Below are 20,956 nucleotides of genomic sequence, written 5' to 3'. Positions count from 1 at the left end.
TGGACGGTTCGCCGCCACACAAGCAGTATCGAGTGTGTAGGAGGCGTTCTGGAAGGTGCGTAATCCCTGTGGGGGCTTTTGAACCCCTGGGTTCTCGTGGTGGATTACCACCTTCCAGGCCGCCTCCCGCTGTAGGTCGCTTCTGTAATACGCTGTTGTCTCAATATTCAGGCAACGACAAGGACCCACCGATGAAAAACTTCAGGCGCACAGCGGCATGACCCTTTTCTACGACGCCCGCGGCAATATCTACGGTGTGGTCAGCCCGACCTCATTGAGAAACATGGGCATTGATGTGCCCGAGAGCGCTGCGCTGGCCGCGTACACTCGCAATGACTGGACCTCGTCGGCCATCGCGTCCGAATGCGAGTGGGGCTCAATGCCACGTCCGGCCGGTGCCAAGGCCCATCGCTGTGATGGCTTGCTGGTCGGGCCGTTCCAGGCCGAGCCGCCGTTTGACCTGCTGATCGTCAATACCGACGGTTCCCTGGCTGAGCGCAGTGGCAACGGCCTGACGATTTTCGCCCAGGCACTCACTGACCAGGCCCTGATGAGCGAGGCCTGTGAGTTGCGGGTGCACCACGACAAATCGGACGCGGTCTCACCTGTGTCGACTTGGGTTGAACCGGCCGTCCGTGAGCAGATTTCAGGGTTCTGGCTTGAGTTGGGAGCCCCCGCTTTCGGGGCTGCGGCAGTGGGGGCGCAGGCGGGTGTGAATGACACTGAACGGAGCCATGTGAGCGAGTTGGCGGCGATCAACCCTCAGTGGGCAACCAGCCAATTCGTGCGGGTGGGCAACCCCCATTGCGTGACGCTGGTCGAGCGGTTATCTGCATTGCCAGATAACGCACAGATGCAGCAGCCAGCCCTGTTCGAGCCCTTGAAGAACATTGCATTTGCGCCCCCGGCGGGTGGTGGTCGGCCTTGTGCGGCAGGCGTCAACTTGCAATGGGCGGCACGCCAGCCCGGCAATCGAGTCATCGCGCGGGTCTTCGAGCGAGGAGAGGGACCCACCGCGTCTTCCGGAACCAGCGCCAGTGCGGTGGCTTGTGCGGCGTGGCGGGCGGGCTGGGTCGAGAGTGGCGAGGTAGCAGTGGTGATGCCTGGTGGCATTGCGCCGGTTCGCTTGCACACCGAGGGCGAGACTGTACTGAACGTCAGTCTGTTCGGGGCCGCAGAGCCGCAACCGTGAAGTTGTTTAACGGCTGATACTGTGATTCGGTGTCGGCTGTTTCTATATCGGTTAGTCATGTTGATGAATTGCGGTGTAGGGCGTTTCTTGTTCATAAACAGTGTTTCATGGGTTCGTTTTATTATCTTGTAAAAGATACTTCTAACTTCGTCGTACGAAACTTCTGTTTTATTTTGGAACGGCCGATTTTCGCCCGGAATGGCTAAGCTTTGAGATATTCAAGCGCTTGCTCTTGCTGACTGATTCGATGTCCAGCAAGGGGAAGTATCTCAGGGTTTTCATTCATTAACGGCGGGTGCCCACGGATGGTTAACGCGTTTGTTTCGTCACGTTTCAATTTGGTTCTTCCACAGATAAACACTGCCTTGCAAGTCCTGGCATTCAAAGGTAATGAAGTCCTCGATCAACCCTTTTTCATCCATATACAGGTGGTCAGCGAAAACCCTTCCCTTGATCTGGAGGCGCTGCTCCACCAACCCGCTTACCTGGATCTTGGTGAAGCGAACGAAGGCTTGCATGGGCAGGTTTACGCCATCGGACGGGACGACCCAGGTCGGCGCATCACGCGTTATCACCTGACCCTGGCGCCCCGGCTGGCCTGTCTTGCACATCGGCATGACCAGAGGATTTTCCAGCAACGCAGTGTGCCGCAGATCATCGCGCAGGTCCTTGAGCAGCATGGCATCCTGGCGGATGCCTACGTGTTTGAACTTGGCCCGGTGGTTTATCCGGCGCGTACGTTCTGCGTGCAGTACGCAGAAAGCGACCTGCACTTCATCCAGCGGCTCTGTGAAGAGGAAGGCATTCACTACCATTTTCGTCACAGCCTAGACAATCATCTGCTGGTATTTGGTGATGACCAGACGGTGTTTGGGCGTTTACCCGGGCAACGCTATAGCGCTCCCGGCGGACCCCAAGTCGAGACAAGGGTTATCCAGCGATTCGACGTGCGCTTGGCCACCCGCAGCCAAAGGACGGTGCGCCGTGATTACGACTTCGAACATCCTTCCTTGCACCTGCACGACAGCGCGGGTGTCGCGTCGACACTCCCCCTTGAGGACTATCAGTACCCGGCAGGGTTCACCGGTCATACCCGTGGCAAGCAATTGGCGCATCGGAGCCTGGAGCGTCACCAGCGCGATCGGCATCGGGCATTGGGCAAGAGTGATCAGCCAGTGCTGCGCAGTGGGCACTTCCTTGAGATACGAGATCATCCCGATCCATCCTGCAACGACCTGTGGCTGATCACGTCGGTGCGTCATGAGGGTTATCAACCCCAGGTGCTGGAGGAAGCAACACCGGCAACCGACGCGTTCCACGGCTATCGCAATCGCTTTACCGCAACACCTTGGCAGGCCGTGCATCGGCCGTCTCTCAGGCATCCCAAGCCGACCATCAATGGTAGCCAGACCGCAACCGTGACCGGGCCCGCCGGTGAGGATGTGCATTGCGACGCCTATGGTCGGGTAAAGGTGCGCTTTCATTGGGACCGCCTGGACACGGCGGATGATAAAAGCAGTTGCTGGGTGCGAGTGGCATCTGGCTGGGCCGGTGACGGGTTTGGCGCAACGATGATCCCGCGTGTGGGCATGGAGGTGTTGGTGACCTTCCTGGACGGGGATCCCGACCGCCCGTTGATCAACGGCTGCCTGCCGAATGCGTTGCACCGGCCGGCCTATCCCTTGCCGCAGCACAAGACCCGTAGCGTTTTGCGCAGCCGCAGTTCCCTTGGGGGGGAAGGCGCCAACGAGGTCTACCTGGAAGATCGCCGTGGCGAGGAGCTTGTCTACCTGCGTGCACAGCGGGACCTGGAGCAAAGGGTCGGCCATGACAGTCGATTGGAGGTCGTGGGGGAGCGGCGAGAAGTCGTCCATGGCTTAAGCACGGCTCACTTGGAAGGCGAAGAACATCGCCACATCACCGGCGACCGCAAAGTGGTGCTCAAGGCCAATGACTACCTTGATGTACAAGGCGATAGCCGGACCCAGGTGGCGCAGACCCTGGTCATCGAGGCTGGGCAGCAACTTCACTTCAAGTCCGGTGCCAGCCTGGTAATCGATGCCGGTGCGCAGCTGAGTCTCAAGGCGGGTGGAGAGCATCTGGTCATCCAGGCTGGTGGCATTTTCAGCAGTCGTCCCATTGCCGTTGGCGGCTCACCGTCTGCGACCCCGTTGGCGAGCGCCATGAGAATGGCCGGTGCGCCAGAGGTCTCCAAGGTACAAGGCTCGACCATGAACCTGGCCCGACAACTGGGGGCGGACTACTGCCCAGTGTGCGAACGCTGCCGTGAAGGCCTCTGTGATCTGCCGGGGAGGGCTGCCTGATGCAGGACATGCCAGGCCAATGGATGGCCCAACAACAGCAGGCAGGGCGGCATCTGTGTTTGATCCTTGAGGGACAGAACGCCGCACGCGAACGACTGCTGGCAGTGCGCAGCTTGTCGGACTACCGCAGCTTCTATGGTGAGACTGTGCTGGCGGAACTCATGATGGACGGTCCCGCCATCCTGCTGCTGAAGCAGATGAGCGAGCCTGCATTACGAGACCTCTTGCAACAGCCCGAGGGTCACTGGGGCTGGCTGGGCAGCTTGCCAGGCGAGGACCTGACAAGCGTGACCCGGCACTGGCGCGACCGTTTGCTGACGGGGCCGGAGGGCGAGCAATCGCTGTACCGCTTTCACGACAACCGTACCCTCGCGCGTGCGCTGGACTATCTATGCCCTGAGCACTGGCCGGCATTCCTCGGCCCCTTGATCAGCCTGTGTTACTGGCACGAAGGCCGCTGGCGAATGGCTGATAACCCGGCTCCCGGCGAGTATCCGCTACCTGATCCGGTCCCTTGGCTGAACACACCCAACCCGAATGCCGAAGCCATCCTGCACGCCAATATCCTGCGTTATCTGTTGGCCGAACACAGCGAAGACCTGGTCGCACTGGTGGAATTCCAGGACCCGAGAATTTGGCTGAGCCAAGTGTTGGAGCAGGCGCGTACCTGGCGATGGCGGGGCCCGGAGCGATTGGCGTTTCTGGTGGTACGAAGGTTGGAGGAGGCCACCCGCAGCAGCGTCATTCGGTGGCAACCGCTGGTTGGGGAAGCCCCAGAGGATCACTTTGAGCGGGTGGTGGAGCAGTGGCGATCAATGGAGGGAAAGGATGAATAAAAGAAGCCTAGGTGTATGGGGTGTGGTGGGGATGCTGGGGCTGACAGGGTGTGCGGGCAAGCCGGTTGATCGCTTTACGCTGGAGGTTGATCTGCCGGCGGAGTTCCGTTTCATCGGTGGTGCCAACTACGGGCCTGCGACAGGGGAAACCTGCATGTTGCCTAGGCGTCGGGGCAAGCGACCGGAGCGGAAGATTTTTATTGCGAGCTACAAGCCTGTGGCCGAGCGCGTGAGTTTTGAGTTGCCGTTGAGTGAGGTGATTGAAGGTTGCCCTACGGTTTTACGAAGTGTGGATTTTGATCTGTATGCGAAGTGGGGGAAGCGAGATACGGATGTTGGGGGAGACCTCACAGGTTTCCCAATTCTAGATGATTCGGACGTTAATGAATTTGGGATGCCAGCGACGGGGATTCAGGAGTTGCATCGGCGTTGTCAGTGGTCGTTTCGGACAGTGGGGCCCCAGCACGCGATCATCAAGATTCTAAAATGCAGTTATGCGAGCAAAGTGAGTTCGTTGTCAGGTCTTGTGCAAAGAGATCGGCTACCAGGGAAAACGCTCAGGATGGTAGTGACTGTCGTTGGTGAGGAAGAACCGGCTGTTGGTGACAACTGGGTAGCAGTACCAGGCGGCTGGAAACGTTGTAAAGGTAAAAGCTTTGAGGATATTTATGCGTTTTGTAACGGCAACACCTCCGACTTTAAACCAGTAAAAATGCCGGATGGCCGCGTCTGTGATGTCTATCCGTCATGTGAATAACAAGGAGCAAGGCCATGAAGCTGGATGCAAGGAAGCAAGCTTTTTTCAGTGATAGCAAACCAGCCTGTTCGTTGCGCGGGCATTGGGTGAGCTTTAGCCTGGTCGATGAACTGGGCGTGGGAACGTTATACGGTGGCCTGCCTTACACCGTCTACGATAGTGCAGGGCAGGAGTACAAAGGCAGGCTCAATGGAGAAGGGTTTGCCAAGGTGCAAGATATTTACTGTGGGCCCGTGGTACTTATTTTTGATGACCTGTATTCAGGCGAAGAGCAGCCATATCATTGGCTGATGTTGCGTTCTACCTACAAGCTCCCTATCACCGAGCTTCAAGTTCGGGCTGAGCAGGCTCGCTTTGCTGCCGCTGATGGTCAGCGCCCCAAAAGTAATCCTGCTCAGCAAAAGGCCAACCGGTTCTATCAGGTGGAAGTGCGTGATTTAGTCCGCCATGTCGCCCACTTGCCACCGATTGCACCTCGGAGTCATGAACCCCAGCGGCACGCATTGAAAATGATGGGCGACCTGGGGTTCGGACCACCCCAATCAAACTTGGCGGGAATCGTATTGTTTCCCAACAACCACACCGCTCTGGAGGTTCGACCACTACGGGCCTTCCGTCCGATACTTTCAACCGACGACAGCTTTTGCGCCTTGAATCTCTATCAACTAGCATTGATGGCGACTTTGAGTTACTGCAATTTCGGTCAGGAGCCATCTAAAAGTCCCCAAGACCAAGTTGGCTTCCCTCACGATCCCAGTGTTGGGCATCTATTCGCTGAAAGTCTTTCGGGTTATCAACAGGCTTGGCGGTTTGATGCGGAACAAGTGAAGCGTTTCTACCCCATTTACGAAGAAGTCTCTTACTCTCAGCGCTTCGAGATTCTGCCTTTCGATCCCTCGATGTACCCACAAAACCGACCGGAGCTTAGGGAAAAGCAAGAACATCCAGCGCGGTTGCACTTTTTCGATGATGAGCATTTTGGTACAGATACCCAAGCGTTTATCACCCACCACGATGAAGCAATCCTGATTGCAGTGCGTGGAACTGCCAGCGCCGCAGACGGGATGCGAGATGCAAACGCCCATCAGGTCCCTTTCACAGAAGGTGTCGGCAAGGCCCACCAAGGTTTTTATCAGGCTTACCGGGCGATGCGTGATTTCGTGCTGCGGTATCTCGATCAATTCCATACCGACCAACGAATAATCATCTGCGGCCACAGCCTTGGCGGTGCAATTGCCTTGTTATTGGCAGAAGGGCTACGTCGTACCCAGGACCGTAACTACAACATCCTCCTCTACACCTACGGCGCCCCCCGTGCCGCCGACTCCGAATTTACCGAGGGCGCCTCAACCCTGGTCCACCATCGCATCGTCAATCACAACGACCCCGTCCCCAGCGTGCCAGCCCCATGGATGAACACCACCGCCAAACTCTGGATCCCCGGCGCCGTCACACTGTTCGCCGCTCCTGCACCGGGCGGCCTGCTGTTCGCCGCCGGTTTGGTTCGCCTTGGTGGAAACCCTTACCAACACCACGGCGAACAACACCATTTCATGCCGATCATGTTGCCGGACGGCACACAGTCTTCGGTGTTGTGGAAGCCCGGTTGTGAGTCCATCCAGGAGGCCGGTTGCAACCGAGCCTTGCAACTCCATGGTGATATGCCCGAGCGGGATAACCTGCTGAAACAGCTGTTCCAGGCCAACCAGCACTTCATGACCGCCAGCTACATCCCGGCGGCCTGGGCGACGCTCCGTCGCTGGCAACAAACCCAGGAAAGCAACGGCCCGCTGGTCACGCCAAGAGAGTTCGAGTTGCTCGACCTAGCACTTGAAACCATGCGCGAGCAACTGCGCAACAAGCGTCGGGAACTGGCCCGTCTCAGGCCCGCCAACGATCGGGGCTATGAACATCATGATGCCTTGAACAGCGAGATCGACCGCTTGCACACCAGCCGTGAGCGCCTTGCGACCCTACGTTGGCGACGCCTGGAAGCCCGAGATGTCTACGGCAGCCAGGCCCATAGCGCCCACTTGCAACCCAGCCTCAAGCGCTGGTTCAGCCACCGTGAAAACCGTGAACTGTCGCAAGTCGCCCGCATTCCTCCCGCGTTGCATCACGAATGGGGGAGGGCGCAAACGCTGGATATCGACTCTATCGTCTGAGCCTGGCGTTTACACAAACTCCACCTGCGCCGGCTGACGCTTCATCAACACCTTGCCGTTGCGGATCGAGTACAGCGGCAAGCCCTGGCTGCGAATGACCTCATAGTCGCTGTCCGCCGAGAGTATCAACAGGTTGGCGGGCCGTCCGGGCTCCAGGCCGTAACGCTCACCCAGGGCCATGGCCTTGGCGCTGTTGTCGGTCACCAGGTCCAAGGCGCTTTGCAGGTTGCGGTAGCCGAGCATGTGGCAGATGTGCAAACCGGCTTCCAATACCCGCAGGATGTTGCCGTTGCCCAGGGGATACCAGGGATCGACGATGGAGTCCTGGCCGAAACACACGTTCATGCCGGCTTCCAGCAGTTCATTGACCCGGGTGACGCCACGGCGTTTCGGGAAGCTGTCGAAGCGGCCTTGCAGGTGAATGCTCTCGGTGGGGCAAGAGACGAAGCTGATCCCCGAGTGCCCCAGTAGACGGAAGAGTTTGGCGCAGTAGGCGTTGTCGTAGGAGCCCATGGCGGTGGTGTGGCTGGCGGTGACGCGGGCCCCCATGTCGCGGCTGCGGGCTTCTTCGGCCAACACTTCGAGAAAGCGCGAGTGCGGGTCGTCGGTTTCGTCGCAATGCACGTCCACCAGGCAGCCGGTACGTTCGGCCAGGTCCATCAGGAACTTCACCGAACTCACGCCCTGGTCGCGGGTGTATTCAAAGTGGGGGATGCCACCGATCACGTCGGCGCCCAGGCGGATGGCTTCTTCCATCAGTTCGCGGCCGTTGCGATAGGACTCGATGCCTTCCTGGGGGAATGCGACGATCTGTAGGTCGATCAGGTGCGTGCTTTCTTCACGCACTTGCAGCATGGCCTTGAGCGCGGTGAGGTCCGGGTCGGTGACGTCGACGTGGGTGCGCACATGCTGGATCCCGTGGGCGGCAAGGGCCTGGATCGTCTTCTTGGCGCGGGTCTTGGTGTCTTCCTGGGTGATGGTGGCTTTGCGTTCGCCCCAGCACTCGATGCCTTCGAACAGGGTGCCGCTCATGTTCCAGCGCGGTTCGCCAGCGGTCAGGGTGGCATCGAGATGGATATGCGGTTCGACAAAGGGTGGAATCACCAGGTTGCCAGCAGCGTCCAGGTCGTCGGCTGCCGCAATCGGTGATCCTGATTGCAGCGTGATACTGGCGATCCGGCCATGTTCCAGGTGCAGATCATGCAGGCCTTCACGGTTGCGCAGGCGGGCGTTGATGATGTGCATGGGCAAGTTCCTCTTGGCTAAAAACAATCAGGCGGACAGTCGCCAGATCATCAGCGCTATACCGATGTCCAGGCGATCATAAGCATTATCCAGCGTCAGCCCGCACAGGGCTTCGATGCGCTGGACGCGGTGCGTCAGGGTGTTGCGGTGCACAGCCAGCCGCTGGGCGGCGGCCACAAGGTTACCATTCTCATGGAACCAGGCTTCCAGGGTGGGCATCAGGCTGGGGCCGTGGTGCAGGTCGTGGCGCAGCAATGGGCCCAGGCGTTCGTTGAGAAACTGGTCGAGCAGGGCGCGATCACGCACGCCGCTGAGCAATTTGAGCACGCCCAGTTCGTCGTACACGCATAACCCGGCGCGTTCGCTGAAACGTCGTGCAGCGGCAAGCGCCTGGCGGGCCTCATCCTGTCCCTGGGCCAGGCGTGCCGGTGGGTGAGCGGCGGCGCTCAGGCCGATAAACAGTTTGAGCGGTGCCAGGCGCAGGTTCAATGGGTTGAGCCAGTTGGCCAATTGCTGGCGATTAGCCAATGCTGCGACAGCATCTGGAGCTGGGAGCAGCAGTGTCCATTGCCCGGCCCGCCCCAGTACCGGCAAACCGGCCGAGAGTTGACGCAATCGACGGCTGATACCGTCATGTTGGCGGGCCAACTGCACCTCCACAGAAGCCGCATCACCCTGGGCAAACAGCAACTCACTGCCTTCCAGTTGCAGTTGAACCACCTGCCAATGCTCAGCTAAAGGAATGCCCAACTGCGTGGCCCGGTGCAACAAAAGATCCAGGGATTGGTAATCGCCGGTCAGCAAGCGCTCCAGTACATCATGCCGCGAGCGTCCCAATTGCTCGGACTGGATCAGCGCCGAGCCAATGGCCTGTGTCACCAGCACCATTTTCAACGAATAGGGCTGTTCGATCAGCGGCATGCCGGCGGTTTCGGCGGCGTCGAGCAAACGCTGGGGAATCGCCTGGATATACGCGGGCCCCGTCAGAATCACCAGTCCGGCCACCTGACGTTCGCAGGCTTCCTCCAGCAGTTGCAGCAGGTTGGTTTCGTCGCGTGGGTGATTGATCCCGGTGACGAACACCAACTCACCCCCCAACACCCACTCGGCGATGCCGCTGTTTTCCGCCACATAGGGCCAACGCACGCCATTATCCAGGCCAGCGGCGCCGGCACGCAGGCGCATGGACTCCAGGCCCGGCAAGGCCAGCACATCGGCGAGGGTCAGGCTCATGCCTGGGCGTCAGCCAAGGGCGCACGCACGCGAAGTACGGCGGTGAGCACGATGTAGGTCAACGACGCGGCCACGATACCCACCAACGGTGCGACCCAAGGTGAGTTGAACGCCAGCACCGTGCCCACCCCATAGGCCACCAACCCTGGCCAGTTGAACGCCGGCAGGCGCGCATCCGCCAGGCGCGGGTAGTGGCCGCGATAGCGATAGAAGAAGTCCGCCATGATCACCCCGCCAATCGGCGGAATCACCGTGCCCAGTAGAATCAAATACGGCACCAGCATGTCGTACATGCCGAGCAACGCCAGCAGCGTGCCGATCACCGCGCCGGCCAGGGTCACGGTCTTGCGCCGCTTGGTGCGCAGCAGGTTGCAGCCGGCCACCGCGAAGTTGTAGATGGTGTTGTCCTGGGTGCTCCAGATGTTGAGCAGTAACATGGCCATCGCCGCCATGGCGAAGCCTTGCAGCAGCAATACTTCGACCACATCCGGTTGCTGATAGACGATGGCACCGTAGGCGCCGATCAGCACCATCAAACCGTTGCCGATAAAGAAACCGATCAGGCTGGCCAGCACGGCCACCTTGGCGGAACGCGAAAAACGCGTCCAGTTGGTGGCCTGGGTCGCGCCGCTGACAAAGGTGCCGAACACCAGGGTGATCGCCGTGGACAAGTCCAGTTCGCCAGTCGGCACCACCGCCAGGAGCCCATCCAGCCCGCCGACTTTGACCGTGGCCACCCACATCGACAGAAACAGCAGGATACCCATCGCCGGCACCGCGATGTAGGACAGGATCTCCAGCCCGCGATAGCCAATGTAGGCCGTGGCGCAGAACACCAGGCCGAACAGCACCATCAACGCAAGGACGCTGCCCTGGCCCAACTCGAAATACTTGCCCAGCACCACGGCGGCCGTGGCGGTGCCCCAGGCGTACCAGCCGATCTGGGTGAAACCGAGGATCAAGTCACTGAGCTTGCTGCCCATTTCGCCAAAGCAGAAGCGCCCCATCAACACCGAATTCAGCCCGCTCTTGAAGGCAATGTAACCCAGGCCTGCGGCGTAGATACCCAGCAGCAGGTTACCCAAGGCTACGACGCCAAGCATGTCGGTGAAGCTGAACGCCACACCCAGTTTGCCGCCGGCAAACATGGTCGCGGTAAAAAAGGTAAAGCCCAGCAGCACCATGGCGGTAGACGCCAGGCCTTTGCGCGCATGCATCGGGACTTCGCTGAGGGGGTAATCGTTGCCCGGTTCTTGCTGCGTCATGTGCTTGCTCCCTGAATGAGTGACGCAGGCCTATTGCACCGCGCGTGCCAAACCGGCGGCAGTGATGTGCGCACGGCGGGCGCTGTGCACCGTGCACATTATTTATAGCCAAACAGGGGAGAAACGCTGGAAGGAGTGTTCGCCGTGCCCAGTCGGGCACGAAAGCGGTGCAGCAGTGATACAAATTGGATCAGTCGAACAGCGTCTGTGTGGTCTCGCCACGATGGAAGGCGAATGCGGCTTCCAGGTCACTTTCGATGGTGCGCCCACGGGACAGCGGTGGCAGCTCATCCAGGCGGAAAAAGCCCACCTCGGTGGTCTCGAACCCCGCCATCGGCGCCGACTGGTCTACGGGTTCACAGAGGAAGTACAGCTTGTAGAAATCGCGCACGTCCGGCCGATACAAGCCCTTGGCCTTGTGCGTCACGCTGTACAGGGCCCGCGCGGTCACCGTCAGCCCGGCTTCTTCGCGAATCTCCTTGACGATGTTTTCCGCCGCCGACAAGCCGATATCAGCGTAACCACCCGGCAGCGCCCAGCAGCCGTCGGTCAACTCCCGAACCAACAGAATCCGATCGCCTTGGATGACCGCACCGCGCACATCGATCATTGGCGTCGAGTAGCGTTTGGCGAAGTCCGTAACCAACCCGGTGATGCGCTCCAAGGGCACATTGCCCAATTGCGCGAGCATGGTGTGGGCAATCTCGGCAATTTCTTCCAAGCGCTCGCGCTCGAAATCATCGGTGCAAAAGTGCAGCCCCGTGGACGCCAGCGCCTGCAAGCGTTTGGCCTGGGCCAGCCAAGTGTTTTCCATGGGTTACTCCGCGAGTTGTTTGAGCATGTACACCCGGCGCAGGCCGTGTTCTTCGGCCCGGTGGGTCTCGACATAGCCTCGACGGGTGTACAGCGTAATGTTCTCGGTCATGGCTTCGTTGGTGTACAGCCGAATGGCCATGAAGCCGGCATCGAGCGCCTGGTGCTCGGCAAAGTCCATCAGCAATCGCCCAAAGCCCAGCCCTTGGGCTTCTGGGGCGACCGCCAGGTTATCCAGCAACAGCGCGTTGCCATCATCCAGCAGGATAATAAAACCCTGAACTCTCCCAGCATTTTCCAGCACATGTACGCCACCGGCCTGCACCCACTGGCGGTAATCCTCCAGCATCGGGCCGGGCTTGCGGCCGATCCGTTCGATGTACGGCGAGTAGGCGGCCTGGGCGATAGCCTCAATGGCAGCAACATCATCAGCAGTGGCGGGGCGCATCATTGCAGTGGGCTCCTTGCGGGCAGGAAGCCACGACTGTAAGGGAGGCAGGTACAAAAAAACCACCGCGCAGGGTGGTTTTTTCACATCGCACGTTTACTCGCCGCGATAGATGCAACCGCTGGTGCAGGTTTCGTGGATACGAATCGCACTGAGCTCAGGCAGCAGGGGCTTCAACTCGTTCCAGATCCACTTGGCCAGCACTTCGCTGGTGGGGTTTTCCAGGCCAGGGATGTCATTGAGGTAGTTGTGGTCGAGGCGTTCATAGAGCGGCTTGAAAATCGCCTTGATCTCCGAGAAGTCGCGAATCCAGCCGGTATGGGGATCCAGGTCGCCGCTCAGGTGGATCGCCACCTTGAACGAATGCCCATGCAGGCGCCCGCATTTGTGGCCTTCCGGTACGTGGGGCAGGCGGTGGGCGGACTCGAAGGTAAATTCTTTGAAGATTTCCACAGTGTTTTCAGCTCGGTCAGGTATCTGGCAGGCGGCGAGTTTAACAGCTTGAGCCCTTGCCGCGCATACCGTCCCTCTGTAGGCATCGGCTTGCTGGCGAATTATAGATTGCATGTGGCGAGGGAGCTTGCTCCCGCTGGCGGACTGATAGGCGAACTGGATGTTGGTGGTGGGCGGGGTACATATCCGTTATTTGGGTAACGGCTGATATTGGTTCCGCCCTTACGGCGGGTCACTTTCGAAAAGCGCGAAAGTAACCAAAGCGCTCTTGCCCCAACACTCGNNNNGCGTGTTTGACGGGGCGCCTGAGATCAAGATCAAGAGCGGCTCGCTTCGCATCGTGGTTAGTGGGGAGACAGCGGCTACAGGGGCTGTAGGCGCTCGCCCAATTGGCCGTTATCCGCCAGTTGCAGAAACTCATCGCCCAGCCGCTGGCTCTCGCTCATCGCGGTCTGCCAGTACTTGTTACGGCTTGGGTCGTCGCCCATGAAGCGCTTGAAGTCGCTGCGGTCCGGGAGTTTGCCGTGGGGCAGGCGGGCGAGGTAGTCCTTGGAAGGCGCCAGCAGCAATACATCCTGCAAACCCTGTGGGCTGCTGCGCCGCCATGGCAGGCCCTTGTCGAACCAGCCGGGGATGACCCGGTCCGTGAAGTGCGGGTACAGCACGATGTCGTCGCCGTGGTAGGGCAGGTCGAGGTGATAGTCCAATAGGCCTCCGTCGCGGTAGGTGCCGGCGCCTGCACCCGGCAGGTCGCGCACGCCTTGCATCACCATGGGGATGGAGCCCGAGGCCAGCAGGGCCTGGCGCAGGTTGCCCAGTTCCAGGGGCAGGAAGCGCGATGGAAAATCCTTTAGGGGATGCACCGGTGGCGCCTGTCGTGGGTCGTGGATGATCAGCCGTTCAAAGTGCCGCGACAGCCGCGCGCGGCCGCGCAGGTTATCGGCGATCACCGACGACAGGCCGAGTCCCAGGCGCCCACGGTGGTCATCAGCGAGCAGGCCGTGGCTCTTGACCACCATGATGTTCAGGCGATAGCTAGGGTTGTCCAGCACCCGCGCATCGCGACCGGCCAGCAGGTCGTCGAGCATGCGCTGGCAGCTCTGGCTGACCTCGGCCATGGTCACGCCCTTGGCAAAGCTTTGTTCGTTGTACAGGCGACCGAGGTCCAGCAGGCCTTGCACCGGGTCGGGCAGGCATGCGCTGGCAAACCGCCAGGAGCCGATGGACGCGCCGACCAGCGCCCGTTCCCGTGGCGCGCGGGGTAGCCATTCACCGAACAGCGCCAGGTCCAGGCCCTGGATACCCAATGCCTTGGGGCCGCCGGCCGCGCCGGGCAGGATGCCGACGTCGGCCGGCGTGAGGCCTTGCTCGCGAATGCGGGTAAAGGCGCGTTTGCCGGCCTTGAGGGTCAGGGCGGGAAACTTGATGTGGATGGCTGTCATTCCGGTCTCTCATGCAACGAGCGGGGCAGTATAGGAAATCTCTCACGGCGATGGGTGAAGAGGCCTGTGGGAAATTGCCATGGTGGCAATTCAGTTTCAGTTAAGTTGCAGACGGTACGGTGGCGGACGTAGGAAAAATCTTGAAACGGAGACTCTCCATGAAGCGCCTCACAGTGCTGGTCGCCGCCGGTATCATCGCTCTCACGGCGACCCAGGCCCGAGCCGTGGACCCCGACAAGCCACTGAAAGTGCCTGCCACTGTTACTATTGTCGCCTTTGATCAATTGGAAGCCACGGCCTTGGCCCTGCATCCAGGCTCGACGCTGCTGGATACCGACCTGGACGAAGAGTACGGCAAGTACCTTTACCAAGTTGAACTGGAAGACACCAACGGCATCGAGTGGGAGATTGAATTGGACGCGCTCACTGGGCAGGTTCTCAAGAATCATCAGGAAACGTAATGAAGGTAAATTTAAACACCGGCAGTCGAGTGGCGTTGGTGCTCCTGGTTTTTTGCTCAAGTCTGGCTGCCCGCGATCTTGATCAGGACGAGGCCTTGGCACTGCGCCAGCAGGGGATCATCTTGCCGTTGGAGCAGTTGCTGGAGCAGGCCATGGGGCGTCACCCTGGCTCGCGTCTGCTTGAGGCCGAGCTTGAAAAAAAGCACGGTAAATATGCCTATGAAGTGGAACTGGTCACCGCCGACGGCGTGGTGCGCGAGATCAAGCTGGACGCATCCACGGGTGTGCTGATCAAAGACGAGGAAGACTGATGCGCCTGCTTTTGGTGGAAGACAACGTTCCCCTGGCCGATGAACTGCTGGCCGGGCTGCAACGCCAGGGTTATGCCGTCGATTGGCTCGCCGATGGTCGCGACGCCGCGTACCAGGGGCGTAGCGAACCCTATGACCTGATCATTCTTGACCTGGGCCTGCCGGGTTTGCCTGGGCTTGAGGTACTGGCGCAATGGCGTGCCGCCGCGCTGGCCATCCCGGTGCTGGTCCTCACGGCTCGCGATTCCTGGGCCGAGCGCATCGAAGGGCTTAAGGCTGGCGCCGATGATTACCTGAGTAAACCCTTTCACCCCGAGGAACTGCACCTGCGCATCCAGGCGCTGTTGCGCCGCTCCCACGGTCATGCGAATCAACCGACCCTGCAGGCCGCCGGCCTGCATCTGGATGAAGGCCGTCAGTGCGTGCTGCGCGATGGCGCGGAGATCCAACTGACCGCCGCCGAATTCCGCCTGCTGCGTTATTTCATGTTGCACCCCGAACAGATCCTGTCGAAAAGCCACCTGGCCGAGCATCTGTATGACGGCGAAACCGAGCGCGACTCCAATGTGCTGGAAGTCCACGTCAACCACCTGCGTCGCAAGCTGGGCCGCAGTGTGATCGAGACCCGGCGCGGCCAGGGTTACCGGTTTGGCGCCAGCGGCGCATGAGGTCAATCCAGCGGCGCCTGAGCCTGGGCCTGGTCAGCGTGATGGTGGTCGTCGGCGTAGCGCTGGCGCAAACCAGCCTGTGGTTGTTCGAAACAGGGTTGCAGCGCTATCTGGAAGCCGGCTTGCGCAACGACAGCGAGAGCTTGTTGGTGGCGTTGGTACGTGGCCCTGAAGGTTTGCAATTGCACGAGAAACGCCTGTCGCCGGCCTATCAACGGCCGTTTTCGGGGCACTATTTCCGTATCGATTTTGCCGATAAGCACTGGCGCTCCCGCTCGTTGTGGGACCAGGACCTGCCTCATCTTCCCGAGGCGGGACTCAAGGGCAACCTGCAACTGGGGCCGGAAGGCCAGCAACTGTTGGTGTTGCGCGAGGATTACAAACGCTTCGGCCAGTCAATCTCCATCAGCGTGGCGCAGGACTACACGCCGGTGCGGGAAAGCTTTCGCCTGATGCGTCAGATCGGTCTGGTGTTGGGGTTGGCGGCGTTGCTGCTGGTGCTGATCCTGCAACGGATCACCGTGCGCCGCGCCTTGCGCCCGCTGGAAACCGCGCGTAACCAGATCGCCCAGCTGCAACAGGGCCAGCGTTCACAGCTCGACACCCAGGTGCCACTGGAACTGGAGCCGCTGGTGGCGCAGATCAACCACCTGCTGGCTCACACCGAAGACAGCCTCAAGCGTTCACGCAATGCGCTGGGCAACCTCGGCCACGCCCTCAAGACCCCGCTGGCGGTGCTGTTGAGCGCCGCTTCGAGCGACGCGCTGAAGGATCATCCCGAGTTGGGCAAGCTGTTGCGCGATCACCTGGAGCAGGTGCAGCACCGCCTCAACCGCGAGCTCAATCGTGCTCGCCTTGCGGGGGAAACCCTGCCGGGCGCGCTGTTCGACTGCGAAAAAGAACTGCCCGGCCTACTCGCTACCCTCAACATGATCCACGGCGAACACCTGGACCTGAGCTCCCACGCCGCGCCCGGCTTGCAGCTGCCCTGGGACCGAGAAGACCTGTTGGAGTTGCTTGGCAATCTATTGGATAACGCCTGCAAATGGGCAGATGCCGAGGTACGCTTGACCGTTACCGAGGCCGAGCACAGCTACTTGTTGGCGGTAGAAGATGATGGCCCCGGCATTCCGGAAACCCAGCGTGACCAGGTGTTCAGCCGTGGCACGCGCCTGGATGAACAGATCCATGGTCATGGCCTGGGGTTGGGGATCGTGCGGGATATCGTCGAGGTGTGGGGTGGGGTGCTGCAGTTGCAGGAAAGCGAGTTGGGCGGGCTCAAAGTGCTGATCGAATTGCCGAAGCGCCAGGGATAAGCCTGTCGCTTCGACAAGCGGCTGATCACACCCTGAACTGATCCATCAACCCCTGCTGCTGATTCGCCAGGCTGTTCAACGCCTGGCTCACCCGTGCCGATTCATTCGCCTGCTCCGACAGCGACTCGGTCACATCGCGAATGGTCGCTACGTTGCTGTTGATCTCCTCGGCCACGGCGCTTTGTTCTTCGGCGGCGCTGGCGATCTGCAGGTTCATATCGCTGATCACTGTCACCGCATCGCCAATCTGGCGCAGCGCCGTCACGGCTTGCCCCACCTGTTCGACACTGCCCTGGGCCTGGCGATAGCTGTTGCCCATGGAACCGACCACCTCTTCGGTGCCGCTTTGCAGGTGTTCGATGACCAGGCGGGTTTCTTCTACGGACTCCTGGGTTCGCCGTGCCAGGTTGCGCACTTCGTCGGCCACCACCGCAAAGCCACGGCCGGCCTCACCGGCGCGGGCGGCTTCGATGGCGGCATTGAGGGCCAGCAGGTTGGTCTGCTCGGCAATGCCGCGAATCACTTCGAGCACCGAACCGATTTTTTCGCTGTTGGCGGCCAGGCCTTCGACCTGGGTCATGGCCGTGCTCATGTCGGCCGCCAACTCGCCGATATTGCGCGTAGTGCGGTCGATCACCTTCAGGCCATCACGGGTGGCCTGGTCGGCGTCGCGGGCGGCTTGTGCGGCCTGGGCAGCGCTGCGCGCCACATCCTGGGCAGTGGCGCTCATTTCATGGGACGCGGTGGCCACCTGGTCGACCTGGCGATATTGCTGCTCCATGCCGGCGCTGGTTTCAGTGGCAATCGCAGCGGATTGATCGGCTGTGCCACGGGCGTCCTGCACCGAGCGTTTCACCTCGGCAATGATCGGTTGCAGTTTGTCGAGGAAGCGGTTGAACCAGCCAGCCAGTTGGCCCAGCTCGTCCTGCTTGTCGTAGGCCAGGCGTCGGGTCAGGTCGCCTTCGCCGCTTGCGATGTCTTCGAGCATGTGGGCCACGCCGAGGATCGGGCGGGTCACGCTGCGGGCCATCAACCACACCAGGATCAAGCCGACCACCGCAGCCAGCAGGCCAAGGCCCAGTTCCAGCAGGGTGCCACGGGTGTTATCGGCGTCCATCTGAGCCTTCAGCGCTTCAGCCGGGCCGACCAGGACTTTCTCCGGCACATCCAGCAACACGCCCCACGGCTTGCCGTCCGGGATTGGCGCAAACGGTGCCAGTACCTTCAGTTGGTGGTCGGTGCGCAGGCTACGGATTTGCGTGCTGCTGGCCAGGGCGCTGATCAATTGCGTGCCGTTGGCTGTATCAACTTGGTCCAGGCGCTGGCTGAGCTTGCTCGCGTCCGGGCTGTAGCCGGCGAGCAAACCGGTGGGGCTGAGGATGCTGACCTGGGTCTGGCCGTCGTACAGCTTCTGGCTGGCCTGTTGGCTCACGGCCTGCAGGCTGTTGAGGTTGATGTCCACTGACAGCGAGGCGATGACTTTGCCGTTGACCATCAACGGGAAGACGATACTGGTCATCAGCACGTTTTGCCCGTTGATCCTATAGAAATACGGTTCGATCACGCACGGCTTGAGTGTGCTGCGTGGGCAGGTGAACCAGGCGTTGGCCTTTTCACCGCTGGGGCCGACGCGGGTGTCGGACATGTCGCTTTCCGGCAACGCCATCGACTCCAGCTTGCCGGGTGTCGGCTGCGACCAGTACAGGGCGAAGCGACCTTTGTCGTTACTGCCCAGCTCGGCCTGGCCGGCGAACAGCTCATCCTTGCCGTCCAGGGCATTGGCTTCGAACACCAGGGACAAGCCGAGCAAATCCGGGTTGGCCTGCAACGCGGCCTTGACCTGGCGGGTCAGGTCTTCGCGGGTGTCGAAGGCATCGAGAAAGCGCTTCTCGGCCTGCTCACGCAAGAACAGCACCTGGCGGGAGAAACCGTGACCGTATTGGTAGGCGTCCATGAACTGGCGGCGAATGCCCAATGCCTGCACTTCGCCTTGGGCCTCGATGCGCGCCTGGGCGGCTTCATCCAGCATCTGCATGCTGGATGCCTTGACCTGCTGCGAACTCTGCTCCATGCGATACAACGACAGACCCACCAGCAGGGTCACGATTCCCAGCAGGCAGAGGCCGGCGAGCAGGGTGATTTTCCATTGAATGGAGAGCTGTCTAAGCGACATCGGTACATCCTTACCTGAAAACACATAGAGGCTCTATATCGGCGGTTTTGGAGTTTTCTTTATTCAAACAATCAATTTAAACCTGCTTTTGTGGAGAGGGCGTTTCTGTGGTGAGCGAGCTTCTGTGGTGAGCGAGCTTGCTCGCGCTGGAGTGCGTAGCGCTCCCGCCCTTTTTGGGGCCGCTGCGCAGCCCAGCGCGAGCAAGCTCGCTCACCACAGAAAGCTGCTCACTACAAAGGTCCGTTTTTTGACATGTGAACCTGCGTCCGGCAAAGTGCGCGCCCTCTAATAAGACCTCCTTCAAGCCTGCACGCTGGCTGCCACCCCATGGCCGCCTGGGCGCGGGCATGCCTGTTTTTTTGTTTTTCTGCTTGAGGTAACCATGATTAACGCAGTCATTGCCGCGGTCGGCACCATGCTGGTGCTCAGTTTGTCCCGCGTGCATGTGGTCATCGCCATCATCGTAGGCGCCCTGGTGGGTGGCTTGACCGGTGGCCTGGGCATCGACGCCACGCTCAAAGCCTTCAACGGCGGCTTGGGCGGTGGTGCAACCGTGGCATTGTCCTACGCCTTGCTCGGCGCTTTCGCCGTGGCGATTGCCAAATCCGGCCTGGCCCACGCCTTGGCTGACAAGGCGCTGCTGCTGGTGGACCGTCAGGAAGCCAGCGGCGGCAATCACGTCAAATGGCTGTTGATCGGCCTGTTGTGGGTGGTGGCGATTGCCTCGCAGAACATCCTGCCGATCCATATCGCGTTCATTCCGTTGCTGGTGCCGCCGCTGCTGTACGTACTGACCAAGCTGCAACTGGACCGCCGTCTGATCGCCTGCGTGATGACCTTCGGCCTGATCACGCCCTACATGTTCCTGCCGGTGGGCTTTGGCAATATCTTCCTCAACCAGATCCTGCTGGCCAACGTGGCCAAGAGCGGCGTGGACATCAGCCAGGTCAACGTCACCCACGCCATGAGCCTGCCGGCGCTGGGCATGGTGGTGGGCCTGCTGGTGGCAGTGTTTATCAGCTACCGCAAAAAACGTGTGTACGACCTGGAGAAAATCGAGCGCGTCGAGCAAGTGGCGGTGCACTACAACCCACTGACCCTGCTGGTGGCCGGCCTGGCGATTGCCTCGGCGTTCATCATTCAGCTGTGGCTGGACTCGATGATCATCGGCGCCCTGGCCGGCTTCCTGATCTTCTCGGTGTCGGGCATCGTGCGCTGGCGCGACACCGACGACCTGTTCACCGAAGGCATGAAGATGATGGCGATGATCGGCTTCATCATGATCGCCTCGTCAGGCTTTGCCGAAGTGCTCAAGGCCACGGGCGACGTGCGCTCGCTGGTGGAAACCTCGGCGGCGTTCATCGGCCATAACCGTGGCGTGGGCGCGTTGTTGATGTTGCTGGTGGGCCTGTTGGTGACCATGGGCATCGGTTCGTCGTTCTCCACCGTGCCGATCCTGGCCGCGATCTTTGTGCCGCTGTGCGTGCAACTGGGCTTCAGCCCGGTGGCCATCGTGTGCATCGTCGGCACGGCCGGTGCGCTGGGTGATGCCGGTTCGCCCGCTTCGGACTCCACCCTCGGCCCGACCTCCGGGTTGAATGTCGACGGTCAGCATCACCATATATGGGACACGGTGGTGCCGACGTTCCTGCATTACAACATTCCGTTGCTGGCCTTTGGCTGGCTGGCGGCGATGACCCTCTGACTGCAAAACTGTGGTGAGCGGGCTTGCCCCGCGCCGGGTGGCGAAGCCGCCCCAAATCCAGGCACCTCGGTTTTTCTGATACATCGCAGTGACTGGATTAGGGCGGCTTCGCCGCCCAGCGCGGGGCAAGCCCGCTCACCACAACAAAC

At 60.6% G+C, this 20,956-nt stretch carries 17 protein-coding genes and 2 pseudogenes; 10 read left to right on the top strand and 9 right to left on the bottom strand.

Annotated elements, in window-relative coordinates; translation table 11 throughout:
- Nucleotides 1-217: 217 nt before the first annotated feature.
- From HX823_RS28180 to HX823_RS28160, 5 genes are all read left to right on the top strand, one after another.
- Entirely contained in the window at nucleotides 218-1,192 is a 975-nt protein-coding gene (locus tag HX823_RS28180) for a diaminopimelate epimerase (protein ID WP_177077849.1), read from the top strand.
- 305 nt (nucleotides 1,193-1,497) lie between these two features.
- A complete protein-coding gene (gene tssI, locus HX823_RS28175) occupies nucleotides 1,498-3,516 on the top strand; it encodes a type VI secretion system tip protein TssI/VgrG (RefSeq protein ID WP_177077847.1) in 2,019 nt (672 codons plus the stop codon).
- Nucleotides 3,516-4,352, top strand: coding sequence for a DUF4123 domain-containing protein (locus HX823_RS28170; RefSeq protein WP_177077846.1), 837 nt, complete (start codon nucleotides 3,516-3,518; stop codon nucleotides 4,350-4,352). The genes tssI and HX823_RS28170 overlap by 1 nt, the downstream gene beginning before the upstream one ends.
- Nucleotides 4,345-5,109, top strand: a complete 765-nt coding sequence (locus HX823_RS28165; RefSeq protein WP_177077844.1) for a hypothetical protein — start codon at nucleotides 4,345-4,347, stop codon at nucleotides 5,107-5,109. Before HX823_RS28170 ends, HX823_RS28165 begins: the two co-directional genes overlap by 8 nt.
- Before the next feature lie 14 nt (nucleotides 5,110-5,123).
- Complete coding sequence (locus HX823_RS28160; RefSeq protein WP_177077843.1) at nucleotides 5,124-7,274, top strand: lipase family protein; 2,151 nt, start codon at nucleotides 5,124-5,126, stop codon at nucleotides 7,272-7,274.
- A gap of 9 nt (nucleotides 7,275-7,283) precedes the next feature.
- Here HX823_RS28160 and codA read toward each other — a convergent pair whose 3' ends face one another.
- The 7 genes from codA to HX823_RS28125 all read right to left on the bottom strand — a co-directional run bounded on the left by codA (nucleotide 7,284) and on the right by HX823_RS28125 (nucleotide 14,173).
- Nucleotides 7,284-8,519, bottom strand: coding sequence for a cytosine deaminase (codA, locus tag HX823_RS28155; protein WP_177077842.1), 1,236 nt, complete (start codon nucleotides 8,517-8,519; stop codon nucleotides 7,284-7,286).
- 27 nt (nucleotides 8,520-8,546) lie between these two features.
- Nucleotides 8,547-9,752 carry a PucR family transcriptional regulator ligand-binding domain-containing protein gene (locus HX823_RS28150; protein WP_177077841.1) on the bottom strand — a complete coding sequence of 402 codons (1,206 nt, stop codon included), beginning with the start codon at nucleotides 9,750-9,752 and terminating at the stop codon, nucleotides 8,547-8,549.
- On the bottom strand, nucleotides 9,749-11,017 hold the full coding sequence (codB, locus tag HX823_RS28145; RefSeq protein WP_038844954.1) for a cytosine permease: 1,269 nt from the start codon (nucleotides 11,015-11,017) through the stop codon (nucleotides 9,749-9,751). Before codB ends, HX823_RS28150 begins: the two co-directional genes overlap by 4 nt.
- Before the next feature lie 190 nt (nucleotides 11,018-11,207).
- Nucleotides 11,208-11,831, bottom strand: a complete 624-nt coding sequence (locus HX823_RS28140; protein ID WP_038844953.1) for an NUDIX hydrolase — start codon at nucleotides 11,829-11,831, stop codon at nucleotides 11,208-11,210.
- A 3-nt stretch (nucleotides 11,832-11,834) separates the two neighbouring features.
- The gene (locus HX823_RS28135; protein ID WP_177077840.1) at nucleotides 11,835-12,281 is read right to left on the bottom strand and encodes an N-acetyltransferase; all 447 of its coding nucleotides are present in this window, start codon (nucleotides 12,279-12,281) and stop codon (nucleotides 11,835-11,837) included.
- A gap of 93 nt (nucleotides 12,282-12,374) precedes the next feature.
- Complete coding sequence (gene queD, locus HX823_RS28130; protein ID WP_003190259.1) at nucleotides 12,375-12,731, bottom strand: 6-carboxytetrahydropterin synthase QueD; 357 nt, start codon at nucleotides 12,729-12,731, stop codon at nucleotides 12,375-12,377.
- 362 nt (nucleotides 12,732-13,093) lie between these two features.
- Nucleotides 13,094-14,173, bottom strand: coding sequence for a patatin-like phospholipase family protein (locus HX823_RS28125; RefSeq protein WP_177077839.1), 1,080 nt, complete (start codon nucleotides 14,171-14,173; stop codon nucleotides 13,094-13,096).
- 158 nt (nucleotides 14,174-14,331) lie between these two features.
- Between HX823_RS28125 and HX823_RS28120 the strand changes: the two genes are divergently transcribed.
- From HX823_RS28120 to HX823_RS28105, 4 genes are read left to right on the top strand one after another with little or no spacing between them, the layout of a single operon-like run.
- The gene (locus HX823_RS28120; protein ID WP_038844946.1) at nucleotides 14,332-14,634 is read left to right on the top strand and encodes a PepSY domain-containing protein; all 303 of its coding nucleotides are present in this window, start codon (nucleotides 14,332-14,334) and stop codon (nucleotides 14,632-14,634) included.
- A complete protein-coding gene (locus HX823_RS28115; RefSeq protein ID WP_033899740.1) occupies nucleotides 14,634-14,945 on the top strand; it encodes a PepSY domain-containing protein in 312 nt (103 codons plus the stop codon). Before HX823_RS28120 ends, HX823_RS28115 begins: the two co-directional genes overlap by 1 nt.
- The gene (locus HX823_RS28110; protein ID WP_038844943.1) at nucleotides 14,945-15,613 is read left to right on the top strand and encodes a response regulator transcription factor; all 669 of its coding nucleotides are present in this window, start codon (nucleotides 14,945-14,947) and stop codon (nucleotides 15,611-15,613) included. The genes HX823_RS28115 and HX823_RS28110 overlap by 1 nt, the downstream gene beginning before the upstream one ends.
- The gene (locus HX823_RS28105; RefSeq protein ID WP_177077838.1) at nucleotides 15,610-16,929 is read left to right on the top strand and encodes a sensor histidine kinase; all 1,320 of its coding nucleotides are present in this window, start codon (nucleotides 15,610-15,612) and stop codon (nucleotides 16,927-16,929) included. The genes HX823_RS28110 and HX823_RS28105 overlap by 4 nt, the downstream gene beginning before the upstream one ends.
- Before the next feature lie 25 nt (nucleotides 16,930-16,954).
- Here HX823_RS28105 and HX823_RS32395 read toward each other — a convergent pair.
- Both HX823_RS32395 and HX823_RS32390 read right to left on the bottom strand, forming a co-directional pair.
- Nucleotides 16,955-17,536: pseudogene (locus HX823_RS32395) on the bottom strand (methyl-accepting chemotaxis protein); the annotation flags it as partial.
- Nucleotides 17,537-17,812: 276 nt separating this feature from the next.
- Nucleotides 17,813-18,883: pseudogene (locus HX823_RS32390) on the bottom strand (HAMP domain-containing protein); the annotation flags it as partial.
- A 604-nt stretch (nucleotides 18,884-19,487) separates the two neighbouring features.
- Between HX823_RS32390 and HX823_RS28095 the strand changes: the two are divergent.
- Nucleotides 19,488-20,807, top strand: coding sequence for a Na+/H+ antiporter family protein (locus HX823_RS28095; RefSeq protein WP_161630234.1), 1,320 nt, complete (start codon nucleotides 19,488-19,490; stop codon nucleotides 20,805-20,807).
- Nucleotides 20,808-20,956: the final 149 nt, after the last annotated feature.

Origin of the sequence: Pseudomonas sp. P7759, assembly GCF_013386445.1 — a bacterium.
In the GTDB taxonomy this organism is placed as follows: domain Bacteria; phylum Pseudomonadota; class Gammaproteobacteria; order Pseudomonadales; family Pseudomonadaceae; genus Aquipseudomonas; species Aquipseudomonas azotoformans_A.
This window is presented reverse-complemented; position numbering and strand designations above follow the sequence as displayed.

Excerpts from the sequence above, each read along its gene's own strand:
- codB (WP_038844954.1), bottom strand. The coding sequence starts at position 11,017 with ATGACGCAGCAAGAACCGGGCAACGATTACCCCCTCAGCGAAGTCCCG.
- HX823_RS28125 (WP_177077839.1), bottom strand. The coding sequence starts at position 14,173 with ATGACAGCCATCCACATCAAGTTTCCCGCCCTGACCCTCAAGGCCGGC.
- HX823_RS28105 (WP_177077838.1), top strand. The coding sequence starts at position 15,610 with ATGAGGTCAATCCAGCGGCGCCTGAGCCTGGGCCTGGTCAGCGTGATG.
- HX823_RS28165 (WP_177077844.1), top strand. The coding sequence starts at position 4,345 with ATGAATAAAAGAAGCCTAGGTGTATGGGGTGTGGTGGGGATGCTGGGG.
- HX823_RS28115 (WP_033899740.1), top strand. The coding sequence starts at position 14,634 with ATGAAGGTAAATTTAAACACCGGCAGTCGAGTGGCGTTGGTGCTCCTG.
- HX823_RS28180 (WP_177077849.1), top strand. The coding sequence starts at position 218 with ATGACCCTTTTCTACGACGCCCGCGGCAATATCTACGGTGTGGTCAGC.
- tssI (WP_177077847.1), top strand. The coding sequence starts at position 1,498 with ATGGTTAACGCGTTTGTTTCGTCACGTTTCAATTTGGTTCTTCCACAG.
- HX823_RS28120 (WP_038844946.1), top strand. The coding sequence starts at position 14,332 with ATGAAGCGCCTCACAGTGCTGGTCGCCGCCGGTATCATCGCTCTCACG.
- HX823_RS28170 (WP_177077846.1), top strand. The coding sequence starts at position 3,516 with ATGCAGGACATGCCAGGCCAATGGATGGCCCAACAACAGCAGGCAGGG.
- HX823_RS28150 (WP_177077841.1), bottom strand. The coding sequence starts at position 9,752 with ATGAGCCTGACCCTCGCCGATGTGCTGGCCTTGCCGGGCCTGGAGTCC.
- HX823_RS28135 (WP_177077840.1), bottom strand. The coding sequence starts at position 12,281 with ATGATGCGCCCCGCCACTGCTGATGATGTTGCTGCCATTGAGGCTATC.
- HX823_RS28140 (WP_038844953.1), bottom strand. The coding sequence starts at position 11,831 with ATGGAAAACACTTGGCTGGCCCAGGCCAAACGCTTGCAGGCGCTGGCG.
- HX823_RS28110 (WP_038844943.1), top strand. The coding sequence starts at position 14,945 with ATGCGCCTGCTTTTGGTGGAAGACAACGTTCCCCTGGCCGATGAACTG.
- codA (WP_177077842.1), bottom strand. The coding sequence starts at position 8,519 with ATGCACATCATCAACGCCCGCCTGCGCAACCGTGAAGGCCTGCATGAT.
- HX823_RS28160 (WP_177077843.1), top strand. The coding sequence starts at position 5,124 with ATGAAGCTGGATGCAAGGAAGCAAGCTTTTTTCAGTGATAGCAAACCA.